An 18,890-nucleotide genomic window follows, 5' to 3' on the forward strand; every position below is an offset into this window, starting at 1 on the left:
GTTATTTCTTCCTTTCCGCCAGCAACGAAGCCAGCGTCGGCACCACGCTCTTCAGCGAGGGGTGCGGTTTGCGGAGAAGCGCCACGCCGGCGGCGCCCTCCTCGATTTTTCGATACAGCGCAAGACGCCGCTCGCCTGCGAACGGCAGTCCGCCCAAGGTTTTGTCATTGTGATAGCGAACCAGCGTGTCGCGCCCGATATCCTTGGCCTGCCAGGCAATGGCCGTTCGATCGACGAAGTGCAGATAGCGTACCGTCGGCAACCCGGCAGCCAGTTCGGCCACCAGACGATGCATCCTTTCGCGATAAGCGGCCACAGCCTGCTGCCCCGCCGCGCTCGGCGTCGCGCCGGTTACCTCGGCCGGCGCCCCCATCAGCCAGCAGACGACCGTATCGGGCAGGAACTGCGCGATATCGTCCTTCTGGCTGTCGGACAGGGCCGACAAGTCGGCCTCCATCAAGGTGAGTTCGTTGGACGATGTGCGTCCCCGTGTCGCCGCCAGGCATTCGGGTAGCGAATCCAGCGCCAGCACGGCGAGACCACGGGCGATCAGTGCCGCCGTCGAATAACCGACCCCGCAACCGATTTCCAAAACCCGCCGGCCAGGCAGCTGGGCGGCCATCCAGTCGTAATCTCCGCGTCGCACACAGGCCTGGCCTTCGGCTTCCCAATAGGCCAGGAATTCAGCGACGCTCTTGCCGCTCACACCGCATCCTTCATGGCATAGACAGCCGGCAGGTTACGCCAGACACCCCCGGCATCCATGCCATAACCGAACACGAAACGATCGGGAACGCTCAGGCCGACAAAATCGGCGCTGATCGGTTTCTTCTTGCCATTGGCCTTGTCGGCGAAAACGGCCGTCAGAACCTCCGCCGCGCCCATGCGGGTCAGGCTTTCCTTGACCGCAGCCAGGGTCACCCCCTCATCGAGGATGTCGTCGACAACGAGGACGGATCGTCCCTTGACCGAAGTCCACGGCGCCGTGCGCCAGGAAATCTTGCCGCCCTGCGTTTCCGGACCGTAGCGCGTCGCATGCAGGTAGTCGAAATCCATCGGGAAACCCAGCCGGGTCATCAACTGGCCGCAGAACACGATGCCGCCGGTCATCACGCACAGGACCAGCGGATACTTGTCGGATAAACGCGCGCAGATCGCCGCCGCCACTTCATCAACCGCACGCTGTACCGTCGCTTCGTCGTGGATGACTTCGGCGTTTTCCAGCATCGTTCTGGCTTTTTGCAGGTCCATTCAGCGCTCCAGGCTCTTCAGATACGCGTCGAAAGCCGGGCCGACCTCGGGGTGGCGCTGGCCGAAGACCACCGTCGCTTGCAGGTAACCCAGCTTGGAACCGCAATCGTAACGCGTACCCTGATAGCGATAGGCGAGAACCTGCTCTTCGCTGAGCAGCGAGGCAATGCCATCGGTCAGCTGGATTTCGCCCCCGGCGCCGGGCTTGATGTTTTCCAGGTGATGGAAGATACGCGGCGTCAGGATGTAGCGGCCGACGACGGCGAGCGTGGACGGTGCCTCCTCGGGCTTCGGCTTCTCGACGATGGCGTTGATCTGCTCCACCCGTTCGGCGACCGGACGCGCATCGACGATGCCGTAGCTCTTGGTATCGCTGCGCGGCACATCCTGCACGCCCAGCACCGAGCAACGGTAGTAATCGTAGGTATCGGTCATCTGCTTCATGACGGGCGGCGTGCCGTCGAGCAGGTCGTCGGCGAGCAGGACTGCGAAAGGCTCGTCGCCGATCACCGGCTTGGCGCACAGCACGGCATGCCCCAGACCGAGCGCCTCGGCCTGACGGATATAAATGCAGTTGATGTTCTTGGGGATCATGTTGCGCACGAAGTCGAGCATCTCGTTCTTGCCGCGCGCTTCCAGTTCGCTTTCCAGCTCGTAGGCCTTGTCGAAATGATCCTCGATGGCCCGCTTCGAGCGCCCGGTCACGAAAACCATGTCCGTAATGCCGGCGGCAACCGCCTCTTCGACGGCATACTGGATCAAGGGCTTGTCGACAATGGGCAACATCTCCTTGGGGCTGGCCTTGGTGGCAGGCAGGAAACGGGTCCCCATACCGGCGACGGGAAACACCGCTTTTCTTACTCTTTTCATGGTTCGACTCCCTCTTCAAGCATTTTTTTCAATTGCGCTTCATCGATCACGGCAACACCCAGTTCGACGGCTTTTTCCAGCTTCGAGCCGGCTTCCTCGCCGGCCACCACATAATTCGTCTTCTTCGACACTGAGCCGGCCACCTTGCCGCCGGCTGCCTCGATCAAATCCTTCGCCTCGTCGCGTTTCAGGGTCGGCAAGGTGCCGGTCAGCACGAAGGTCTTGCCGGCCAGAAGCGCCTCCGCCACGCCCCCCGCCGGGGTCGCCGGCAAGGCCGACAGCAATTCGCTGCGACGCCGTGCCAGCGCCGCCAGCAAGCCGCGGTTGCCTTGCTCTTTCAACCATCCAGCCAAGGCATCGATGACATCCCCGGAAATGCCGGCGCTCGACAAAGCCGCCGTATCGATTCCCTCTGCCGCCAGCGTATCCCCGTCGACCACGGCCGCCAATTGTCTGGCTCGCACGGGCGTCAGGCGATGCACGCCGAGCGCGGCATAAAGTTCGCGCCAGGCCAGTTTTTCGCCCAGGCCGGGGTGCGGCGGATGCTCGTCGGCAGGCGCCACGCCGACTTCCGGGCACAGCAGATCGTCCACCGCGCGCGCGTTGCGCTCTTCGGCAAAAAAATCGGCAATGGCCGTCGCCACCGTTGCGCCGATGTCCGGCAATACCGCCAGCAGCGGCGCCGGTGCCCGGCGCACGCGCTCGACGCTACCCAGCCAGTCGGCCAGAGTCTTGGCGGTCGATTCGCCGACATGGCGAATTCCCAGGGCAAAAAGCAGCCGGGCCAGGCTCGGCCGCCGACTGGCGGCGATGCCCTCCAGCAGGTTCTCCGCCCAGCGCGTCGGCACCTGGCCGGCCTTCGCCGTTTCCGGCACCGTCCCGTCGCGCTCGTCGGCCCGGCGCTTCATTTCCAGCAGGTCGTCCAGCGTCAGCCGGTAGAGATCGGCAACCCCATGAACATAGCCGAACTCGACCAGGCGCTCGACATAGCGCTCGCCCAGACCGTCGATATCCATCATTCGCCGGCTGGCAAAGTGCAGGATGGCCTGGATACGCTGGGCGCTGCAGGAAAAACCGCCCGAGCAGCGGGTGACCGCCTCGCCCGGCTCGCGGACGACGTGGGCGCCGCACACCGGGCAAGCGTCCGGCATCGTGAAAGGCCGGGCGGCAGCCGGTCGCCGCTCGGCAACGACGCCGACCACTTCGGGAATCACGTCGCCGGCGCGCCGCACGATCACCGTATCGCCGACGCAAAGTCCGCCCTTGCGCGCAACCTCGTCGGCATTGTGCAGCGTCGCGTTGGTCACCGTGACGCCGCCGACGAAAACCGGTGCCAGACGGGCTACCGGTGTCAGCGCGCCGGTCCGGCCAACCTGGATATCGATGGCCTCGACCACGGTCCGTGCCTCTTGCGGCGGGTATTTGTGGGCCACCGCCCAGCGCGGTTCGCGGGTGCGAAAGCCCAGGCGACGCTGCAAGGCCAGGCTATTGACCTTGTAGACGACGCCGTCGATATCGAACCCCAGGCTGTCACGCATGGCCGCCACGCGGCGATGAAAATCCGCCAACGCATCCGCCCCGCACAGCACGGCTCGGTGTTCGCAGACCGGCAGACCGAAAGCGGCCAGCGCATCGAGTACGCCAGCGTGGGTCTGCGGCATGTCCCAGCCTTCGACAGCCCCAACCCCATAGGCGAAAAAGCGCAGCGGCCGGCTCGCGGCGATGGCGGGGTCGAGCTGGCGAATGCTGCCGGCCGCCGCATTGCGCGGATTGACCAGTGTTTTGTCACCGCGTGACTCGGCCAGGGCGTTGTATCGAGCCAGATCGTCGCGCCGCATATAGACCTCGCCACGCACCTCGAGCACCGGCGGCACATCGCCGTCGAGACGCAGGGGAATCTGCCGCAAGGTGCGCAGGTTCTGCGTCACGTCCTCGCCGGTCGAACCGTCGCCACGCGTCGCTCCCCGCACGAAAACGCCCTGTTCATAACGCAGGCTGACGGCGAGGCCGTCAAATTTCAGTTCTGCCGCATACTCAATGGGTGGCGCCGACTCCGGCAACTCGAGTTCGCGCCGTACCCGTGCATCGAAATTGCCCGCTCCGCTTGCCTGCGTATCGGTTTCAGTCTGGATCGACAGCATCGGCACTTCATGCCGAACCGAAGCGAATTCCGGCAGCGGCATACCACCGACGCGCAAGGTGGGCGAATCCGCCCCCTGCAGGACCGGGTATTGCCGCTCGAGTTCCTGCAGCTCGCCGAACAGGCTGTCGTACTCGGCGTCCGGAATGGTCGGCGCATCGAGGACGTAGTAGGCGTGATTGTGCCGTTCCAGTTCGGCGCGCAGCCAGGCTGCCCGCTCGGCTGCCGCAAGCGGTGCCGCCATCAGGAAAACAGCCGTAGCGCCTGGGGCGAACCGGCGGCCAGACCGAAGCCGGCCATCGTGGCCTGCGGCTTGCCGATGAATTCGCGACGAATATGGTCCAGTTGCGAATCGGACAACGGCTGGCGATTGTCATCGACCAGCGCCCCGTGCAAGGTATCGGCAAAGCGCTTGGCAACCTCCCCCATCTGCATGAACACGCGTTCGCCATGATCGACGCGCGGCACGTCAAGCAGGAAGGTCAGGCCATGCGTGGTCATGCCACGCAAGGCCTCGGCTGAGAATGGCGTGCTCTCGAAATTCTGCAGGCTGAACTGGGCACGGCCCGCATCGTCGTAGCGCGTAAACAGACCATCGACGCCAAGCACCATGCCGGCAGCCTCGGAAAGGGCGCGAATCTTGGTTCCCGGAAAGGCAGCCCCGCGGCTGACCAGGTTCAGGCCTATTTCCAGATCGACGGCGGCGCAGAAGCGATCAATTTCAGCAGCCTGATCGAGCACGCGCGACGGCGGCAAGTCGGCCACCGCCATCAGCTCATCGGCCAGCGCCTGCATGGCGTTGCTGAAAATCACCATATCGCCTTCGGAGACGGGACCGAGACGATTGACCAGCTGCAGTCCGACACGCAGGCGACGCACATCGAGTTCGCTGTCCGGCGAAAGACGCTGCCATTCGCGGGCCTTCTCGTTGAAGCCGACCCAAAGAACTGGCTTGTTCAAACGCTGCAGTGCCGAACGCTGGGAATGCAGGATCTGGAGCGACGACACCGGCTCGACCAACTCCATGGCCACGATGTATTCAAGGCGGGAGTCGAGCAGTTCGGCGGGCACGTCGCCGGCGTCCACTTCCTGGATGACCTCGACCGGTGCGGCAGGCTCGGCGGCGACAGGCGCAGGCGGCACGACGACCGTTTCGGCCGGGGTATCGATCACCGGGGGCTCGGGCATCGGATCCGCCGCCGAAGCTTGCAGCATGTCGTCACACGGTTCCGTCGGCGTCGGATCGATGAACATCGGTTCGACTCGCGCGGCCGGCGTCGCGGTCTCCGGTTCGTCGATCCTGATTTCCGGCTCGCTGCGCGCCGTGGGTTGGGCTGCCGGCGACGCCTGCTCCGCCTTGGCGCTCCTGGCGAGCAGCACATCGTCGTGCTGCGGCTTCATGATCGCCTCGGCAATCTTGCGCTGCCGGAATTCCTGCCACTTGTTGTAGCCAAACACGCCCGCCACCGCGGCAACGCCCAGGCCAATCAAACCCATCTGCAATTCGGTCATCTCGATCTCTTCCCGGGAGCGCCTCAGGCAGCATCCCTCATCTTCAAGGCTTCTTCGATATCCACTTCCACCACGCGCGAAACACCGGATTCCTGCATGGTGACGCCGACCAGCTGCTCGGCCATTTCCATCGCGATTTTATTATGGGAAATGAACAGGAATTGGGTTGCTCCCGACATTTTCTTGACCATGCCGCAGAAACGCTCGGTATTGGTGTCGTCGAGCGGCGCATCGACCTCGTCGAGCAGGCAGAACGGTGCCGGATTGAGCTGGAACATCGAGAAGACCAACGCGATGGCGGTCAGCGCCTTCTCACCACCCGACAGCAAGTGAATGGTCGAGTTCTTCTTGCCCGGCGGCTGCGCGATAACCTGAACGCCGGCGTCGAGAATCTCGTCACCGGTCATCACCAACTCGGCACGGCCACCGCCGAACAGCTCCGGGAAAAGCTGACCGAAATGCCCATTGACCGTATCGAAGGTGTTTTGCAACAGATCGCGGGTCTCGCGGTCGATGCGGCGGATGGCGTTTTCCAGCGTTTCCATCGCCTCGTTCAGGTCGGCCGCCTGCATGTCGAGGTAGCCCTTGCGCTCGGTGGCCGTCTCCAGTTCCTGCAAGGCAGCCATGTTGACCGCCCCCAGCTCGGCGATGGCATTGGTCAGGCGGGTGATTTCGCCCTGCAGTGCGGGCGCGCGCGCCGTGCCAAGCTCCGCTTGCAGCAAGCCCTCATCGGCCCCGGCCTCCAGCAACTGCAAGGCAAACTGCTCGGTATTGAGCGCCGCCGCCTGCTCCTTCAGCTTCAGGTCGCCGATACGCACGCGCAGCGGCTCCAGCCCCTGCTCGATCTTCAGTCGCTGCTCATCGAGGGCGCGCAAGGCATTGGTGGCATTTTCGAGTTCGTCCCGCTTTCCGGCCAGAATCAGTTCGGCAGCCTGCCGTGCTTCCAGCGCAGACTGAAGCTGGCCTTCCATGACATCCGGCGGCGCCGCCTCGACCTGCTCGGCGCACAGGGTGCGGTCCTTCTCGATGCGGGTCAGCTCGCGCTGGGCCACGGCCTGCTGGGCAAAGACATCCTGCAGCTTGCCGTCCGCCTCGCGCAGCGAGAACTGTGCCTCGCGCAGTGCCCGGTCGAGATCGGCATTGCGTTCGCGTTCGGCGCGAACCGCCCGTTCGCACTCATCGAGGCGCGACTGCGCACCGGATACCAGCACACGAATGCGACTCAAACCGTCGCGGATTTCCTCGATACGCTCGTCGGCCGACATTTCGCGCTCACGCTCACCCTCTTCCTCCTCGGCAAGTTCGGCCAGCTGCTCGCTGATTCTTTCCTTCTGCTCCTTGTAGCGCTCGATGGCCTGCGTCATCTTCAACACATCCATCTGCACGACATGCACGCGCTGCTGGCGATCCGTCACGTACTGGCGGATCTCGTCCATCTCCTCCTGCTTGTCGCCAACCTGCTCGTCGAACATCGCCAGCTGCTCACGCAGCGACTCGGAACGATCCTCGGCCTGGGCAATGCCCTCGGCCAGCGTTTCGATCTCGCGCTGCCGTTCGAGGAGGCCGTGTTCGCCGGCATCGGGTGCAAAGAAGGTGACGCTGGTCGCCGTCACCAGATCGCCGCCCCGGGTCACGATCGCCGTCCCGGCCTCCAACCCGGCACGCCCGGCCAACGCGTCGGCCAGCGTTTCGGCGGTACGCACCGGCGACAACCAATCGGCGAGGACGGCCGACAAGCCCGCATCGACGCAGCGTATGCGTTCGGCAAGACACCCGCCGGTCGCCCGGAAAATCCGCTCCGTATCCACGCCCCCCGGCAAGGCCACGGCCAGCCGCGCCTCGGGACGGTCGTGCAGCCATTCGTCGAGCTTCGCCGGGTCGCCGCAGGCAATGGCCGACAGGCGTTCGCGCAGCACTGCCTCGACGGCATCCTCCCAGCCGGCCTCGACATGAATTTTCTGCCACAGGGGCGGCGCGGTCTCCAGACCATGGCGGCGCAGCCATTCCGGCAGCTTGCCGGCCGCCTGGGTCTTGACCTGCATCTGTTCCAAGGCGGCACGGCGGGCCTGGCCGGCAGCCAGCTCCCGTTCGATGCGCTGCAATTCGGCCTGGGCTTCACGGCGGCGCGCCTCAAGCTGTGGCATCTCCTGCTGCAGTTGCTGCAACTGGTCCTGGTCGCCGGCAAGTTCCTCGCGCAACAGCGACAGTTCTTCTTCCTTCTCGGCGAGCTCGAGCTCGTCCGGCGCATCGCCAAAGGTTTCCTCACGGAGGCGTTCGCGGCGCTGGGTGATGGCCTGCAGGGCGCGCTGCGCGTGGGACTTGTTGGTCAACTCGACTTCCAGCTTCTGCTCGCCGTTCGTCGTGCGCGTTTTCAGTCGCTGCAGTTCCTCCTGGGCCTGGGCGTGATCTTCCTCGACCTGCGGCGCCAGATTCATTTGCTGATGAAGACGTTCCTCGGCCTCGTCGACGCGCAGCCGGTTCATCTCCTGCTGCTCCTCCCAGCGCAGGCGATCTTCGGCCAGCTTTTCGGCGGTCGCCGTCCAATGCGCCAACTCACCTTCCAACTGCACCAGGCGCGCTTCGAGCTGGCTGCGCGACTCGCGGCGATGGCGAATCTCGGCCTCGATACGCGCCACCTCGGCATTGGCCGCATACATCTCGCTCTGTGCCGCATGCAGCGCATCGCCGGCAGAAAAATGCGCCTCGCGGGTCTCCTCGGCACGCGCCTCGGTTTCGCGCAATGCCGCACTCTGCGCTTCAAGGTCGGTTGTCGCGCGTTCGACTTCGAGCGCCAGACGCTGGCGTTCCGCCTCCGCTTCGCGCTTCTTCAGCAGCCAGAGCAGCTGCTGGCGCCGAACCAGTTGTTCATTGAGCCCCTGATAGCGGCGCGCCACTTCGGCCTGCGCCTCCAGGCGACCGATCTGGTGACCGAGTTCCTCGCGGATATCCTCGACGCGCAGCAGGTTTTCGCGGGTATCTTCCAGGCGACCCTGCGTTTCCTTGCGCCGCTCCTTGTAGCGGGTGACGCCGGCAGCCTCCTCAAGAAAGACGCGCAGGTCGTCCGGCTTGGCTTCGATGATGCGCGAGATCATGCCTTGGCCAATGATGGCGTAGGCACGCGGCCCGAGGCCGGTCCCCAGGAAAAGATCGGTGATGTCCTTGCGGCGGACCTTCAGGTTGTTGATGAAATAGTCCGACTGGCCGGTCCGTGTCAGCACGCGCTTGACCGACAGTTCGGCGTACTGCGACCACTGCCCCATGGCGCGGCCCAGCGAGTTGTCGAAAATCAGTTCCACCGAGGCCCGCGACACCGGCTTGCGGTTGGTCGAGCCGTTGAAGATGACATCCTGCATCGACTCGCCGCGCAGTTCCGAGGCTTTGGATTCGCCCAGCACCCAGCGCACGGCATCCATGATGTTGGATTTGCCGCAGCCATTGGGACCGACGACCCCGACCAGCTGCCCCGGCAGGGCAACGGAAGTCGGATCGACGAAGGACTTGAAACCGGCGAGTTTGAGTTTTGTCAGACGCATGAATTATTCCGCCCGGGGCACCATGCTGCACCGCAGCGGGGGCCATATGATAGCATCCATGACACCGACGCCTTAAACGCTTCACGGTCGCCACCCCGAGGGCAAGCGCATGCACTCCGACGATGTTTTCCTCACCCGTGCCATCGAACTGGCGCGACTTGGCAGCGAAGCCGGCGAAGGCGGCCCCTTCGGTGCGGTCATTGTCCGCGACGGCCGGATCATCGCGGAAAGCTGGAACCGGGTCGTCGCCAGCCATGATCCCACCGCTCATGCCGAAGTTTCCGCGATCCGCTCGGCTTGCGCGCAATTGGGCAATTTTCACCTGACCGGCTGCACCCTCTACGCCTCCAGCGAACCCTGCCCGATGTGCCTGGCGGCCACCTATTGGGCGCGCATCGGCCGCGTGGTTTTCGCCAACAGCCGGATCGAAGCCGCATCCGTCGGTTTTTGCGATGACACTTTATATGGTGAGTTGAACCGGCATTTCTCCGAGCGCAGCATCGTCATGGAACACCGTCCGCTACCGGGTGCCCTGGAACCGCTGATCGCCTGGTCTGCAAACCCGACACGCATTACCTACTGAGCCAGCATTCCGATGCTGCCCGAAACCATCCCTCATCGCGCAGAAACCCTGCAAGTCCTGCGTTTCATTGCCCGCGAACCAATGCTGATGCTGAGCGGCGACGACGAAGGATACGGGTCGCGCTGGACGCTGGGCGGGCAGCAGATCCAGCCCGCCATCGCCCGTTACCTCATGGAATCGGGCTTTATCGCCGAAACGGGCCGCACCGAGTTCGGGGCACGCAAACTGACCCTTACGCCCAGCGGCGATCTGTTTCGTGAAAAGGGGCTGCTCTGGTGGGCGAGTCTGAGCCTGTTCCAGAAAATACGCGTCACCTTGCTCGGCTGACGGCAGCGCTCATCCCGAGACGCGCTGCTCCAGGAGTTCATCCGCAAACTGCTCCCCGACCTCGGCAAATGCCACCTGCCTCAGGTTGATGCCGAGATTCCTGTCCTCTTCTTGGATGTGCCTTTCAAACCAGTAATCAACATAGCGGATCAGGCTGAACACGTCGGCCCCCGGTTTTTCCATGTCATTGAGCATTTTCCGGATACCGCGCAGCATGAGCCGGTGCTTTTCGCCATGCCCGCTAAAATCGAGTCCCGACTGGCGAGCGAGCCGCTCCTCGGTCCGGCAATGGGCCTCCAGCGTCGCAAAAAGCGCCTCGGCCTCGTCGGCTTGATAGGCGTTATGGTCGATGCAGGAGACCTTGAATGTTTCGAGCTGCTCGAAAAGACCCGCGTGCTGCTCGTCGATTTCCGGGACATCGATCACCAGCGTGCTTGGCAAATAAGACAGTGATGAACTACGCATGCTCCTCCCCAGCTAGCAATCCCGAATTCCGCCTATATACGCGGCCAGATTCATGCCAAATCTAGACGAATATTACAATTTTGACAATATTCCTTTAGGGATAGCCTCACCGCCGACGTTCAACGCGAAACTCAAGGCGATTGCCCTGTTCATCCTCGGCATCTCCCCGAAAAGCCCGACACGAAATGGCAGTCCAGCGTGCAGCCATCACGCGCCCGTCGCTACAGCGGACAATCCCATGCCCCGTCTCGCCCTCGCAGCTCCCTGAAGGCGTTGCGGATTGCGACGGCGCCATCTCGCCCTCGCAGCGAAGTCGCCCTTCCGGATCGGCCAGCGCAAAGCGCCCGCCGCCCTGCGCATTGCCCGGAAACGCCTTGCCGCGCAACTCGCCGGAAATGCCGCTGAGCGTGCCGCGGGCGTGATAACCAAAGGCGCAAGCCGCCAAAAGCAGCGGCAGGACAACGGAAAGCATAACGCGTCGGTTCATGAGGCAGGCAAGTCGTTTTCGGCGATAATCGGCTTTTTACACCTATTCGATGTCCGACGTGAATCCGCATCTCGCCCAACTCCAGCCCTATCCCTTCGAAAAGCTGCGTGCCTTGTTTGCCGGTGTAACGCCGAACCCGCAACACAAGGAAATCAAGCTATCCATCGGCGAGCCCCAGCACGCCACCCCTGCTTTCATCATGGACGCACTGGCTGGCGGCCTCAAAGGCCTGGCCAACTATCCGACCACCCAGGGCTTGCCGGCATTGCGCCAGGCCATTGCCGGCTGGTGCCAGCGCCGATACGGCCTCGATCTGAATCCCGAAACGGAGATTCTCCCGGTCAACGGCTCCCGCGAAGCCCTCTTTTCTTTTGCACAAACGGTGATTGACCCCAGTCGCGGACACGTTCCGCTCATCGTGAGTCCGAACCCGTTCTACCAGATCTACGAGGGGGCTGCCTACCTCTCCGGTGCCGAGCCCCGCTTCCTGAACAACCTGCCGGAAAACGACTTTGCCTTCGACTACGGCCAGCTGAGCGAAGCCGAATGGGCGCGCGTCCAGTTGTTCTACGTCTGCTCGCCGGGCAATCCGACCGGCAAGGTGCTGTCGCTGGAGGACTGGAAAACGCTGTTTGCGCTGTCCGACAAATATGGTTTCGTGATTGCCTCCGACGAGTGCTATTCGGAAATTTACTTCAACGAAGCCAACCCGCCGATTGGCGGGCTGCAGGCCGCGAAGCTGCTTGGCCGTGGAAACGAACGCCTGGTCATGTTCTCCAGCCTGTCCAAGCGCTCGAACGTGCCGGGCATGCGCTCCGGCTTTGTCGCCGGCGATGCGGCCATTCTCAAGAAATACCTGCTGTTCCGCACCTATCAGGGCTGTGCCATGTCGCCCCCGGTGCAGACCGCCTCGATGGCTGCCTGGAACGACGAAGCCCACGTCCTAGACAACCGCAACCAGTATCGCGAGAAATTTGCGGCGTGCACGCCGCTGGTTTCCGAGGTACTGGATACCGGCATGCCGGACGCCAGCTTCTACTTGTGGGCAAGAACCCCGATCACCGACACCGAGTTCGCCCGCGGCTTGCTCGAACACTATAATGTCGTGGTTCTACCCGGCAGCTTCCTCGCCCGCGAATCGCAGGGTGTCAATCCGGGCGCCAATTTCATCCGCATTGCACTGGTTGCCTCGCTGGCTGAGTGCCTCGAAGCAACCCAGCGCATCCGCCAATTCGCACAACAACTGTAACCAAGAGAGAACTTCACATGAGCCATCCGCTGCAAGCCACCATCGACGAACTTTGGGAAAAGCGCACCGAGCTGACCACCCAATCGACCGACGCTATCAAGATCATCGAATCGGTCATTGCCGACCTCGACGCCGGCAAGCTGCGCATCGCTGAAAAGGTCAACGGCGAATGGGTCGTCAACCAGTGGGCCAAGAAAGCCGTGCTGCTCTCCTTCCGCACCCGCGATAACCGCGTCCAGGAAGCCGGCGACGTCCGCTTCTACGACAAGGTCGATACCAAGTTCCAGGGCTGGACCGAAGAGCAGTTCAAGGCCGGCGGCTTCCGTGTCGTGCCGGGCGCCTTCGCCCGCAAAGGTGCGTTCATCGCGAAGAATGCCGTGCTGATGCCCTCATTCGTCAATATCGGCGCCTATGTCGATGAAGGCACCATGGTCGATGCTTGGGCCACCGTCGGCTCCTGTGCCCAGATCGGCAAGAACGTTCACCTGTCCGGCGGCGTCGGTATCGGCGGCGTGCTCGAGCCGATCCAGGCCGGCCCGGTCATCATCGAAGACAACTGCTTCATTGGCGCCCGCTCGGAAGTCGTCGAAGGCGTGATCGTCGGTGAGAACTCGGTTATCTCGATGGGCGTTTACATCGGCCAGAGCACCCCGATTTACGACCGCGAAACTGGCGAAATCACCTACGGCAAGATCCCGCCGGGCTCCGTCGTGATCAGCGGCAACCTGCCGAAGGATGGCGGCAAGTACAGCCTGTACGCCGCGATCATCGTCAAGAAGGTCGACGCCCAGACCCGCTCCAAGACCAGCATCAACGAGTTGCTGCGCGCCTAAGTTCCGTCAATCCACGAAGGTCTTGTCATGATCCTCGACAAACTGTTCCAGCTGATGGCCGAAAAGCAGGCCTCGGATATCTTCATTTCCGCAGGCGCGCCGATCCACATCAAGATTCAGGGCAATACGATCCCGGTCAATCAGCAGATCATGCTGCCGGACATGATCGAGAAGATTGCCTACGAACTGATGTCGCCGGACCAGATCAAGACCTTCGAGACGAACTGGGAGATGAACCTCTCCTTCGGCGTCCCCAACGTTGGCAACTTCCGTGTCAACATCTTCCGCCAGCGCGGCTCGACCAGCATTGTCGTCCGCTTTATCCTGGGCAATATCCCGGCCCTCGACGAACTCGGCCTGCCGAACATCCTCGGCGAGCTGATCATGGAAAAGCGCGGCCTGATCCTGATCGTCGGCGCCACCGGCTCGGGCAAGTCGACCACCCTCGCCTCCATGCTCGACCATCGCAATGCAAACCGCTCAGGGCACATCCTGACCGTCGAAGACCCGATCGAATTCCTGTTCAAGCACAAGAAATCGATCGTCAACCAGCGCGAAATCGGCATGGATACGCAGGACTGGCATTCGGCGCTGAAGAACGCCATGCGCCAGGCACCGGACTGCATCCTGATCGGCGAAATCCGGGACAAGGACACCATGCAGGCGGCCATCGCCTATGCACAAACCGGCCACCTCTGCCTGGCCACGCTGCACGCCAACAACAGCTACCATGCGCTGAACCGCATCATCAGTTTCTTTCCGGCCGAGAACCGCCCGGCACTATTCCTCGATCTCTCGGTAGCCCTGCGTGCCATCGTCTCGCAGCGCCTGGTCAAGAAACCCGACGGCAAGCGTATCCCGACCTGCGAAATCATGCTCAACACCCGCCACATCAGCGAGTTGATCGAGCGTGGCGAAGTCCAGGGCATCAAGGATGCGATGGAACAAACACTCGCGCCGGGATCGCAGACCTTCGAGCAGGACCTGTTCAATCTGTACAGTGCCGGCACCATTACCATCGACGAAGCCTTGGCCAATGCCGATTCGCCGACCAACCTGTCATGGCTCATCAACAACTCCGAGTTCGGATCGGCCAACGGCAAGGATGACAAGAAATCCGACGTTGCGCTGGAATTCGACAGCACCAACGAAGGCGGCGCATCGTTCAAGGAGTTCACGCTCAGCCTCGCCGATCACGACGAAGAAACCCGATAAATGTCCGACCCCACACTTGAGCTGGCGAAAAATCTGATCGCCTGTCACTCCGTCACGCCCGAAGATGGCGGTTGCATGGAGATCATCGGTGCCCACCTGAAACCGCTGGGCTTTACCCTCGAATACATCAACCGTAATGGCGTCACCAACCTGTGGGCACGACGCGGTACCCAGGCACCACTCTTCGTCTTCGCCGGCCACACCGATGTGGTACCGACTGGCCCGCTGGAAAAATGGACCTCGCCACCCTTTGCTCCGGAAATCCGTGACGGCATGCTCTATGGCCGCGGCACGGCCGACATGAAGTCCTCGCTGGCTGCTTCGGTGACCGCCGTGGAAGCTTTCCTCGCCGCCAACCCGGACTTTCCGGGCTCGCTTGGTTTCCTGCTGACCTCCGATGAAGAAGGCGATGCCACCGACGGCACCGTCATCGTTGTTGAAGCCCTGAAGGCACGCGGCGAAACCATCGATTTCTGCATCATTGGCGAACCCACGTCGGTCGACACCCTCGGCGACATGATCAAGAATGGCCGTCGCGGCTCACTGTCGGGCGTACTGACCGTCAAGGGCATCCAGTGCCACATCGCCTACCCGGAAAAAGGTCGCAACCCCATCCATGAAGCTGCGCCAGCCCTGGCGGAACTGGCCGCCACCGAATGGGATCGGGGCAATGAGTACTACCAGCCGACCACCTGGCAGATTTCCAACATCCACGGCGGTACCGGAGCCACCAACGTCGTGCCCGGTAGCGTCGAGGTCAAGTTCAACTTCCGCTTCTCGACGGCGAGCACGCCGGAAGGGCTGCAAGCCCGTCTGTGCGCCATTCTGGAAAAGCACAAGCTGGACTACGAGATCAAATGGACGCTCGGCGCCCGCCCCTTCCTCACCGGACGCGGACCGTTGGCCGATGCCGCCTCGACCGCCATCCGCGAGGTCTGCGGTATCGAAACCGAGCTATCGACGACGGGCGGCACCTCCGATGGACGCTTCATCGCCGACATCTGCAAGCAAATGCTGGAGATCGGTCCGGTCAACGCCACCAGCCACAAAATCGACGAGTGCATCACCGTCGACTCTTATCCCAAGCTATCTGCCGTCTATCGGCGCATTCTCGAACAAACGCTGAGCGCATGAGCACCACCGCCACCACCGAACTGATCACCGTCCGCGACTATCTCCGCTACGCGGTCAGTCGTTTCACCGCCGCCAAGCTGTTCTTTGGCCATGGCAGCGACAACGCCTGGGACGAGGCGGTCTACCTGACGCTCCATACCTTGAATCTTCCGCTCGACCGCCTGGAACCCTTCCTCGATGCCAGGCTGCTCCCCCATGAGCGCGAGGCACTGCTCGACATCTACCATCGCCGCTGCCAGGATCGCCTGCCGGCAGCCTACCTGACGCACGAAGCCTGGCTCGGCGAACACCGTTTCTATGTCGACGACCGAGTCATCGTCCCGCGCTCCTTTATCGCTGAACTGCTTGAGGAACAATTGGCTCCGTGGATCGACGATCCGTGGGCCATCGAATCAGCCCTCGATCTATGCACCGGTTCGGGGTGCCTGGCCATTCTGACGGCCATCGCTTTCCCCAACGCCGAAGTCGCCGCCGTCGACCTGTCTCCGGATGCCATTGCCGTCGCCGAACGCAATGTCGCCGATTACGGGCTTTACGAACGCATCGAGCTGATTCGCTCCGACGCATTCAAGAATCTGGATGGACGCAAGTTCGACCTGATCATCTCGAATCCGCCGTACGTCAATGCCGAATCGGTGGCCGCGTTGCCGCCGGAATACCTGCACGAGCCGGAACTGGCACTGGGCTCGGGTGAAGACGGTCTCGATTTCACGCGCATCATCCTGCGCGAGGCAAAGAAGCATCTCACCGAGAACGGCATCCTGATTGTCGAAATCGGTCACAACCGCGACGCCCTGGAAGCTGCCTACCCGACCCTGCCCTTTACCTGGCTCGATACGGCCGCCGGTGACGAATACGTCTTTCTGCTCCACGCCGCGGACTTGCCCGATTAAGTTCGCCGCTTGAGCAAGCTGTACGAACTGCCCAGCCCGTTCGAAGTCGAAACGGGCACGGTGCTGCTGCACGAACCGCCTTGGGCACGGGCTGGCGAGTTGCGCGCCCAGCTGCTCGACGAAAGCTATCCCAAGCCTTTTGTCATCGACGACGGGAAATCGCGCTTCCTGTATTTCAACGTCCGCCTGATGCAGAGCGAAATGTCGCTCAAGGCACCGAACGACCTGGCCATCCGCTACACGCAAAAGATGATGGCCTTCCTGCTCTTTCAGCCACGTCCGAAACGCATTGCGCTGATTGGCCTGGGCGGTGGCTCGCTGGTCAAGTTCTGCTACCACCGCATGCCCGGCACGCACATGACCGCCGTCGAACTCGACCCTGAGGTGATTGCCTTCCGCGATACCTTCCTGGTGCCAGCGGACAATGACCGCCTGCAGATCATCAACGGGGACGGTGCCGAGTTTCTCGAAACAGCCGACAAGGGCCTCGATGTCCTGCTTGTCGATGCTTTCGACAGGACCGGTTTCGCACCCGGCCTGGCCAACCGCGAATTCTTCGAGAACGCTTACGCCAAGCTGGCCGGCAACGGGGTGCTGGTGATCAACCTGGCCGGCGAAAAGGAAAGCTACACCGGACTGATCGGCGAGGTCATGCACGTTTTTGACGACCAAGTAATCGTCATTTCGGTGCCGGACGACGGCAACCACGTGCTATATGCCTTCAAGGAAAGCTACTTCGAGCCACGCTGGCGCTGGTTGCACAATTACGCCAAGGAACTGCGCGCCAAGTTCGGCCTGGACTTTCCGGCTTTCGTGCAAAAGATGGAACGTTCCAGCAAGCTGGGCCTCGCCCGCCGCGAAGCCATCCGGCGGCGCTGAACGCTCCGTTCAGCGCAATTCGGCCAGGATAGCCGTCAGCAGTTGCCAGCAGCGGGCCACCGACGCCACCTCGACCCGCTCACCCGGCGCATGCGCACCGCGTATGGTCGGCCCGAAGGAAACAATGTCCAGCCCGGGATATTTGGCGCCGATGATGCCGCACTCCAGGCCGGCATGAATCACCTGAACGCTCGAATCGGCAGCGAAATCGCGCTTATAGACAGCCTGACAAACCTTCAACAACGCTGACACCGGATTCGGTGCCCATCCGGGATAGTAGCCATCCTTCACCGCCGCCGTACCGCCCAGCGCCCACAGACTGGCGATCTCGTCGGCCAGGGCCAAACTGCAGCTATCGCGCAACGAGCGCACCATGAAATTGCATGAACCGCCCGCCGGCCCCAGATTGACCATACCAAGATTGTTCGACGTTTCGACCACGCCAGGCACCTGCCGGCTCATCGAGCGCACGCCGTGCGGTGCCGCATGCAAGCTCGCCAGCCAGAGCGCTTGTTCGTCAGGCATCAACAGCGAATCCGGCATACACGGCGAAACAGCGAGCACCAGCTCATCCTCAATCCCTTGCAGCTCGCTGCGCAGCTGCGCCTGAAGTTCCGCCACGGCAACAGCCAGACTATCGCCCATCCCCCGGGGCAGCGCAAATGAAGCGGCCGCCTCGCGCGGCAAGGCATTGCGTGCCGTACCACCCCGCAACTCCGCCAGTCGCAGGGGAAAATCCGATTCCAGCCGGCGCAGCACGCGCACCAGCAGCTTGATCGCGTTGCCGCGCCCCTCATGGATATCGACACCGGAATGCCCGCCGCGCAAGCCGTTCAACGCGATCTGCCAACCCTGATAGCCGTCAGGCATCGCATCCGGCCGGCCCGGACGCTCGACGTTGACATCCAGTCCGCCGGCGCAGCCGAGATAAAACTCACCCCATTCCTCGGTGTCCAGATTCAGCATCAAGCGGCCCCGCAATACCCCTTGGGCCAAGCCGCGCGCACCGCCCATGCCGGCCTCTTCATCGACCGTCAACAAGGCATCGATCGGGCCGTGCGCTATATCCCGGCTGTCGAGAACGGCCAGAATCAGTGCCACACCAATCCCGTTATCGGCCCCCAGTGTGGTTTTCTCAGCCAGCAGCCAGCCATCCTCGAGAACCGGAACAATCGGATCGCGCAGGAAATCGTGAGCGCTGTCACTGTTTTTCTGGCAAACCATATCCAGATGCGCCTGCAACACTACGTCCGGAGCATGTTCTCGCCCCGCCGTTGCCGGCTTGCGAACAAGCAGATTACCTGCCGCATCGACCTCCGCCGCCAATCCTCGCTCATGCGCCCAGGCCAGCAACTCGGCGCGCAAGGCCGCCTCATGCTTGGAAGCCCGTGGAATGCGGCAGAGGGTAGCGAAATGCGCCCACACGGCAGCGGGCTGAAGTCCGGCAAATACCGGGGGTACAGTTGAGGACTGAGGCATCGCCAAACTCCAAAGAGAAAACCCCCGAGAGTCTTTCGAC

17 protein-coding genes are annotated in these 18,890 nt (G+C 62.6%); 8 read left to right on the forward strand and 9 right to left on the reverse strand.

Annotated features, from left to right (window positions below):
* Position 1: 1 nt before the first annotated feature.
* From F1002_RS11280 to smc, 6 genes are read right to left on the reverse strand one after another with little or no spacing between them, the layout of a single operon-like run.
* Complete coding sequence (locus tag F1002_RS11280; RefSeq protein ID WP_150429117.1) at positions 2 to 706, reverse strand: bifunctional 2-polyprenyl-6-hydroxyphenol methylase/3-demethylubiquinol 3-O-methyltransferase UbiG; 705 nt, start codon at positions 704 to 706, stop codon at positions 2 to 4.
* Positions 703 to 1,251 carry a hypoxanthine-guanine phosphoribosyltransferase gene (locus F1002_RS11285; protein WP_150429118.1) on the reverse strand — a complete coding sequence of 183 codons (549 nt, stop codon included), beginning with the start codon at positions 1,249 to 1,251 and terminating at the stop codon, positions 703 to 705. The genes F1002_RS11280 and F1002_RS11285 overlap by 4 nt, the downstream gene beginning before the upstream one ends.
* On the reverse strand, positions 1,252 to 2,121 hold the full coding sequence (gene galU / locus F1002_RS11290; protein ID WP_150429119.1) for a UTP--glucose-1-phosphate uridylyltransferase GalU: 870 nt from the start codon (positions 2,119 to 2,121) through the stop codon (positions 1,252 to 1,254).
* Positions 2,118 to 4,505: an NAD-dependent DNA ligase LigA gene (gene ligA, locus F1002_RS11295; RefSeq protein ID WP_150429120.1), complete on the reverse strand. Its 2,388-nt coding sequence runs from the start codon at positions 4,503 to 4,505 to the stop codon at positions 2,118 to 2,120. The genes galU and ligA overlap by 4 nt, the downstream gene beginning before the upstream one ends.
* Positions 4,505 to 5,773 carry a cell division protein ZipA C-terminal FtsZ-binding domain-containing protein gene (locus F1002_RS11300; protein ID WP_150429121.1) on the reverse strand — a complete coding sequence of 423 codons (1,269 nt, stop codon included), beginning with the start codon at positions 5,771 to 5,773 and terminating at the stop codon, positions 4,505 to 4,507. Before F1002_RS11300 ends, ligA begins: the two co-directional genes overlap by 1 nt.
* 23 nt (positions 5,774 to 5,796) lie before the next feature.
* Complete coding sequence (smc, locus tag F1002_RS11305) at positions 5,797 to 9,306, reverse strand: chromosome segregation protein SMC (RefSeq protein ID WP_150429122.1); 3,510 nt, start codon at positions 9,304 to 9,306, stop codon at positions 5,797 to 5,799.
* 109 nt (positions 9,307 to 9,415) lie between these two features.
* On the opposite strand from smc, the gene F1002_RS11310 reads away from it, so the two are divergent.
* Positions 9,416 to 9,889, forward strand: a complete 474-nt coding sequence (locus tag F1002_RS11310; RefSeq protein WP_150429123.1) for a nucleoside deaminase — start codon at positions 9,416 to 9,418, stop codon at positions 9,887 to 9,889.
* Between the two features lie 12 nt (positions 9,890 to 9,901).
* The gene (locus tag F1002_RS11315; RefSeq protein ID WP_150429124.1) at positions 9,902 to 10,216 is read left to right on the forward strand and encodes a hypothetical protein; all 315 of its coding nucleotides are present in this window, start codon (positions 9,902 to 9,904) and stop codon (positions 10,214 to 10,216) included.
* A gap of 9 nt (positions 10,217 to 10,225) precedes the next feature.
* Here the strand turns inward: F1002_RS11315 and F1002_RS11320 are convergent, their stop codons facing one another.
* Together F1002_RS11320 and F1002_RS11325 are read right to left on the reverse strand one after the other, a co-directional pair.
* Positions 10,226 to 10,642, reverse strand: coding sequence for a hemerythrin family protein (locus F1002_RS11320; protein ID WP_150429125.1), 417 nt, complete (start codon positions 10,640 to 10,642; stop codon positions 10,226 to 10,228).
* Positions 10,643 to 10,787: 145 nt separating this feature from the next.
* The gene (locus F1002_RS11325) at positions 10,788 to 11,168 is read right to left on the reverse strand and encodes a hypothetical protein (protein WP_150429126.1); all 381 of its coding nucleotides are present in this window, start codon (positions 11,166 to 11,168) and stop codon (positions 10,788 to 10,790) included.
* 58 nt (positions 11,169 to 11,226) lie between these two features.
* Here F1002_RS11325 and dapC point away from each other — a divergent pair, with 58 nt between their 5' ends.
* From dapC to F1002_RS11355, 6 genes are read left to right on the forward strand one after another with little or no spacing between them, the layout of a single operon-like run.
* Entirely contained in the window at positions 11,227 to 12,417 is a 1,191-nt protein-coding gene (gene dapC, locus F1002_RS11330; RefSeq protein WP_150429127.1) for a succinyldiaminopimelate transaminase, read from the forward strand.
* A 17-nt stretch (positions 12,418 to 12,434) separates the two neighbouring features.
* Positions 12,435 to 13,250 (forward strand): 2,3,4,5-tetrahydropyridine-2,6-dicarboxylate N-succinyltransferase, encoded by an 816-nt coding sequence (gene dapD, locus F1002_RS11335; RefSeq protein ID WP_150429128.1) that lies wholly within the window; start codon positions 12,435 to 12,437, stop codon positions 13,248 to 13,250.
* A gap of 27 nt (positions 13,251 to 13,277) precedes the next feature.
* On the forward strand, positions 13,278 to 14,465 hold the full coding sequence (locus F1002_RS11340; RefSeq protein WP_150429129.1) for a PilT/PilU family type 4a pilus ATPase: 1,188 nt from the start codon (positions 13,278 to 13,280) through the stop codon (positions 14,463 to 14,465).
* The gene (dapE, locus tag F1002_RS11345; RefSeq protein WP_150429130.1) at positions 14,466 to 15,599 is read left to right on the forward strand and encodes a succinyl-diaminopimelate desuccinylase; all 1,134 of its coding nucleotides are present in this window, start codon (positions 14,466 to 14,468) and stop codon (positions 15,597 to 15,599) included.
* Complete coding sequence (prmB, locus tag F1002_RS11350; RefSeq protein WP_150429131.1) at positions 15,596 to 16,492, forward strand: 50S ribosomal protein L3 N(5)-glutamine methyltransferase; 897 nt, start codon at positions 15,596 to 15,598, stop codon at positions 16,490 to 16,492. Before dapE ends, prmB begins: the two co-directional genes overlap by 4 nt.
* A 9-nt stretch (positions 16,493 to 16,501) precedes the next feature.
* Positions 16,502 to 17,371, forward strand: a complete 870-nt coding sequence (locus F1002_RS11355) for a fused MFS/spermidine synthase (RefSeq protein ID WP_150429132.1) — start codon at positions 16,502 to 16,504, stop codon at positions 17,369 to 17,371.
* 9 nt (positions 17,372 to 17,380) lie between these two features.
* On the opposite strand, the gene F1002_RS11360 is transcribed toward F1002_RS11355, so the two are convergent.
* Positions 17,381 to 18,850: an aminoacyl-histidine dipeptidase gene (locus F1002_RS11360; protein WP_150429133.1), complete on the reverse strand. Its 1,470-nt coding sequence runs from the start codon at positions 18,848 to 18,850 to the stop codon at positions 17,381 to 17,383.
* Positions 18,851 to 18,890 lie beyond the last annotated feature (40 nt).

The organism is Dechloromonas sp. CZR5 (genome assembly GCF_008711155.1).
In the GTDB taxonomy this organism is placed as follows: Bacteria; Pseudomonadota; Gammaproteobacteria; order Burkholderiales; family Rhodocyclaceae; genus Azonexus.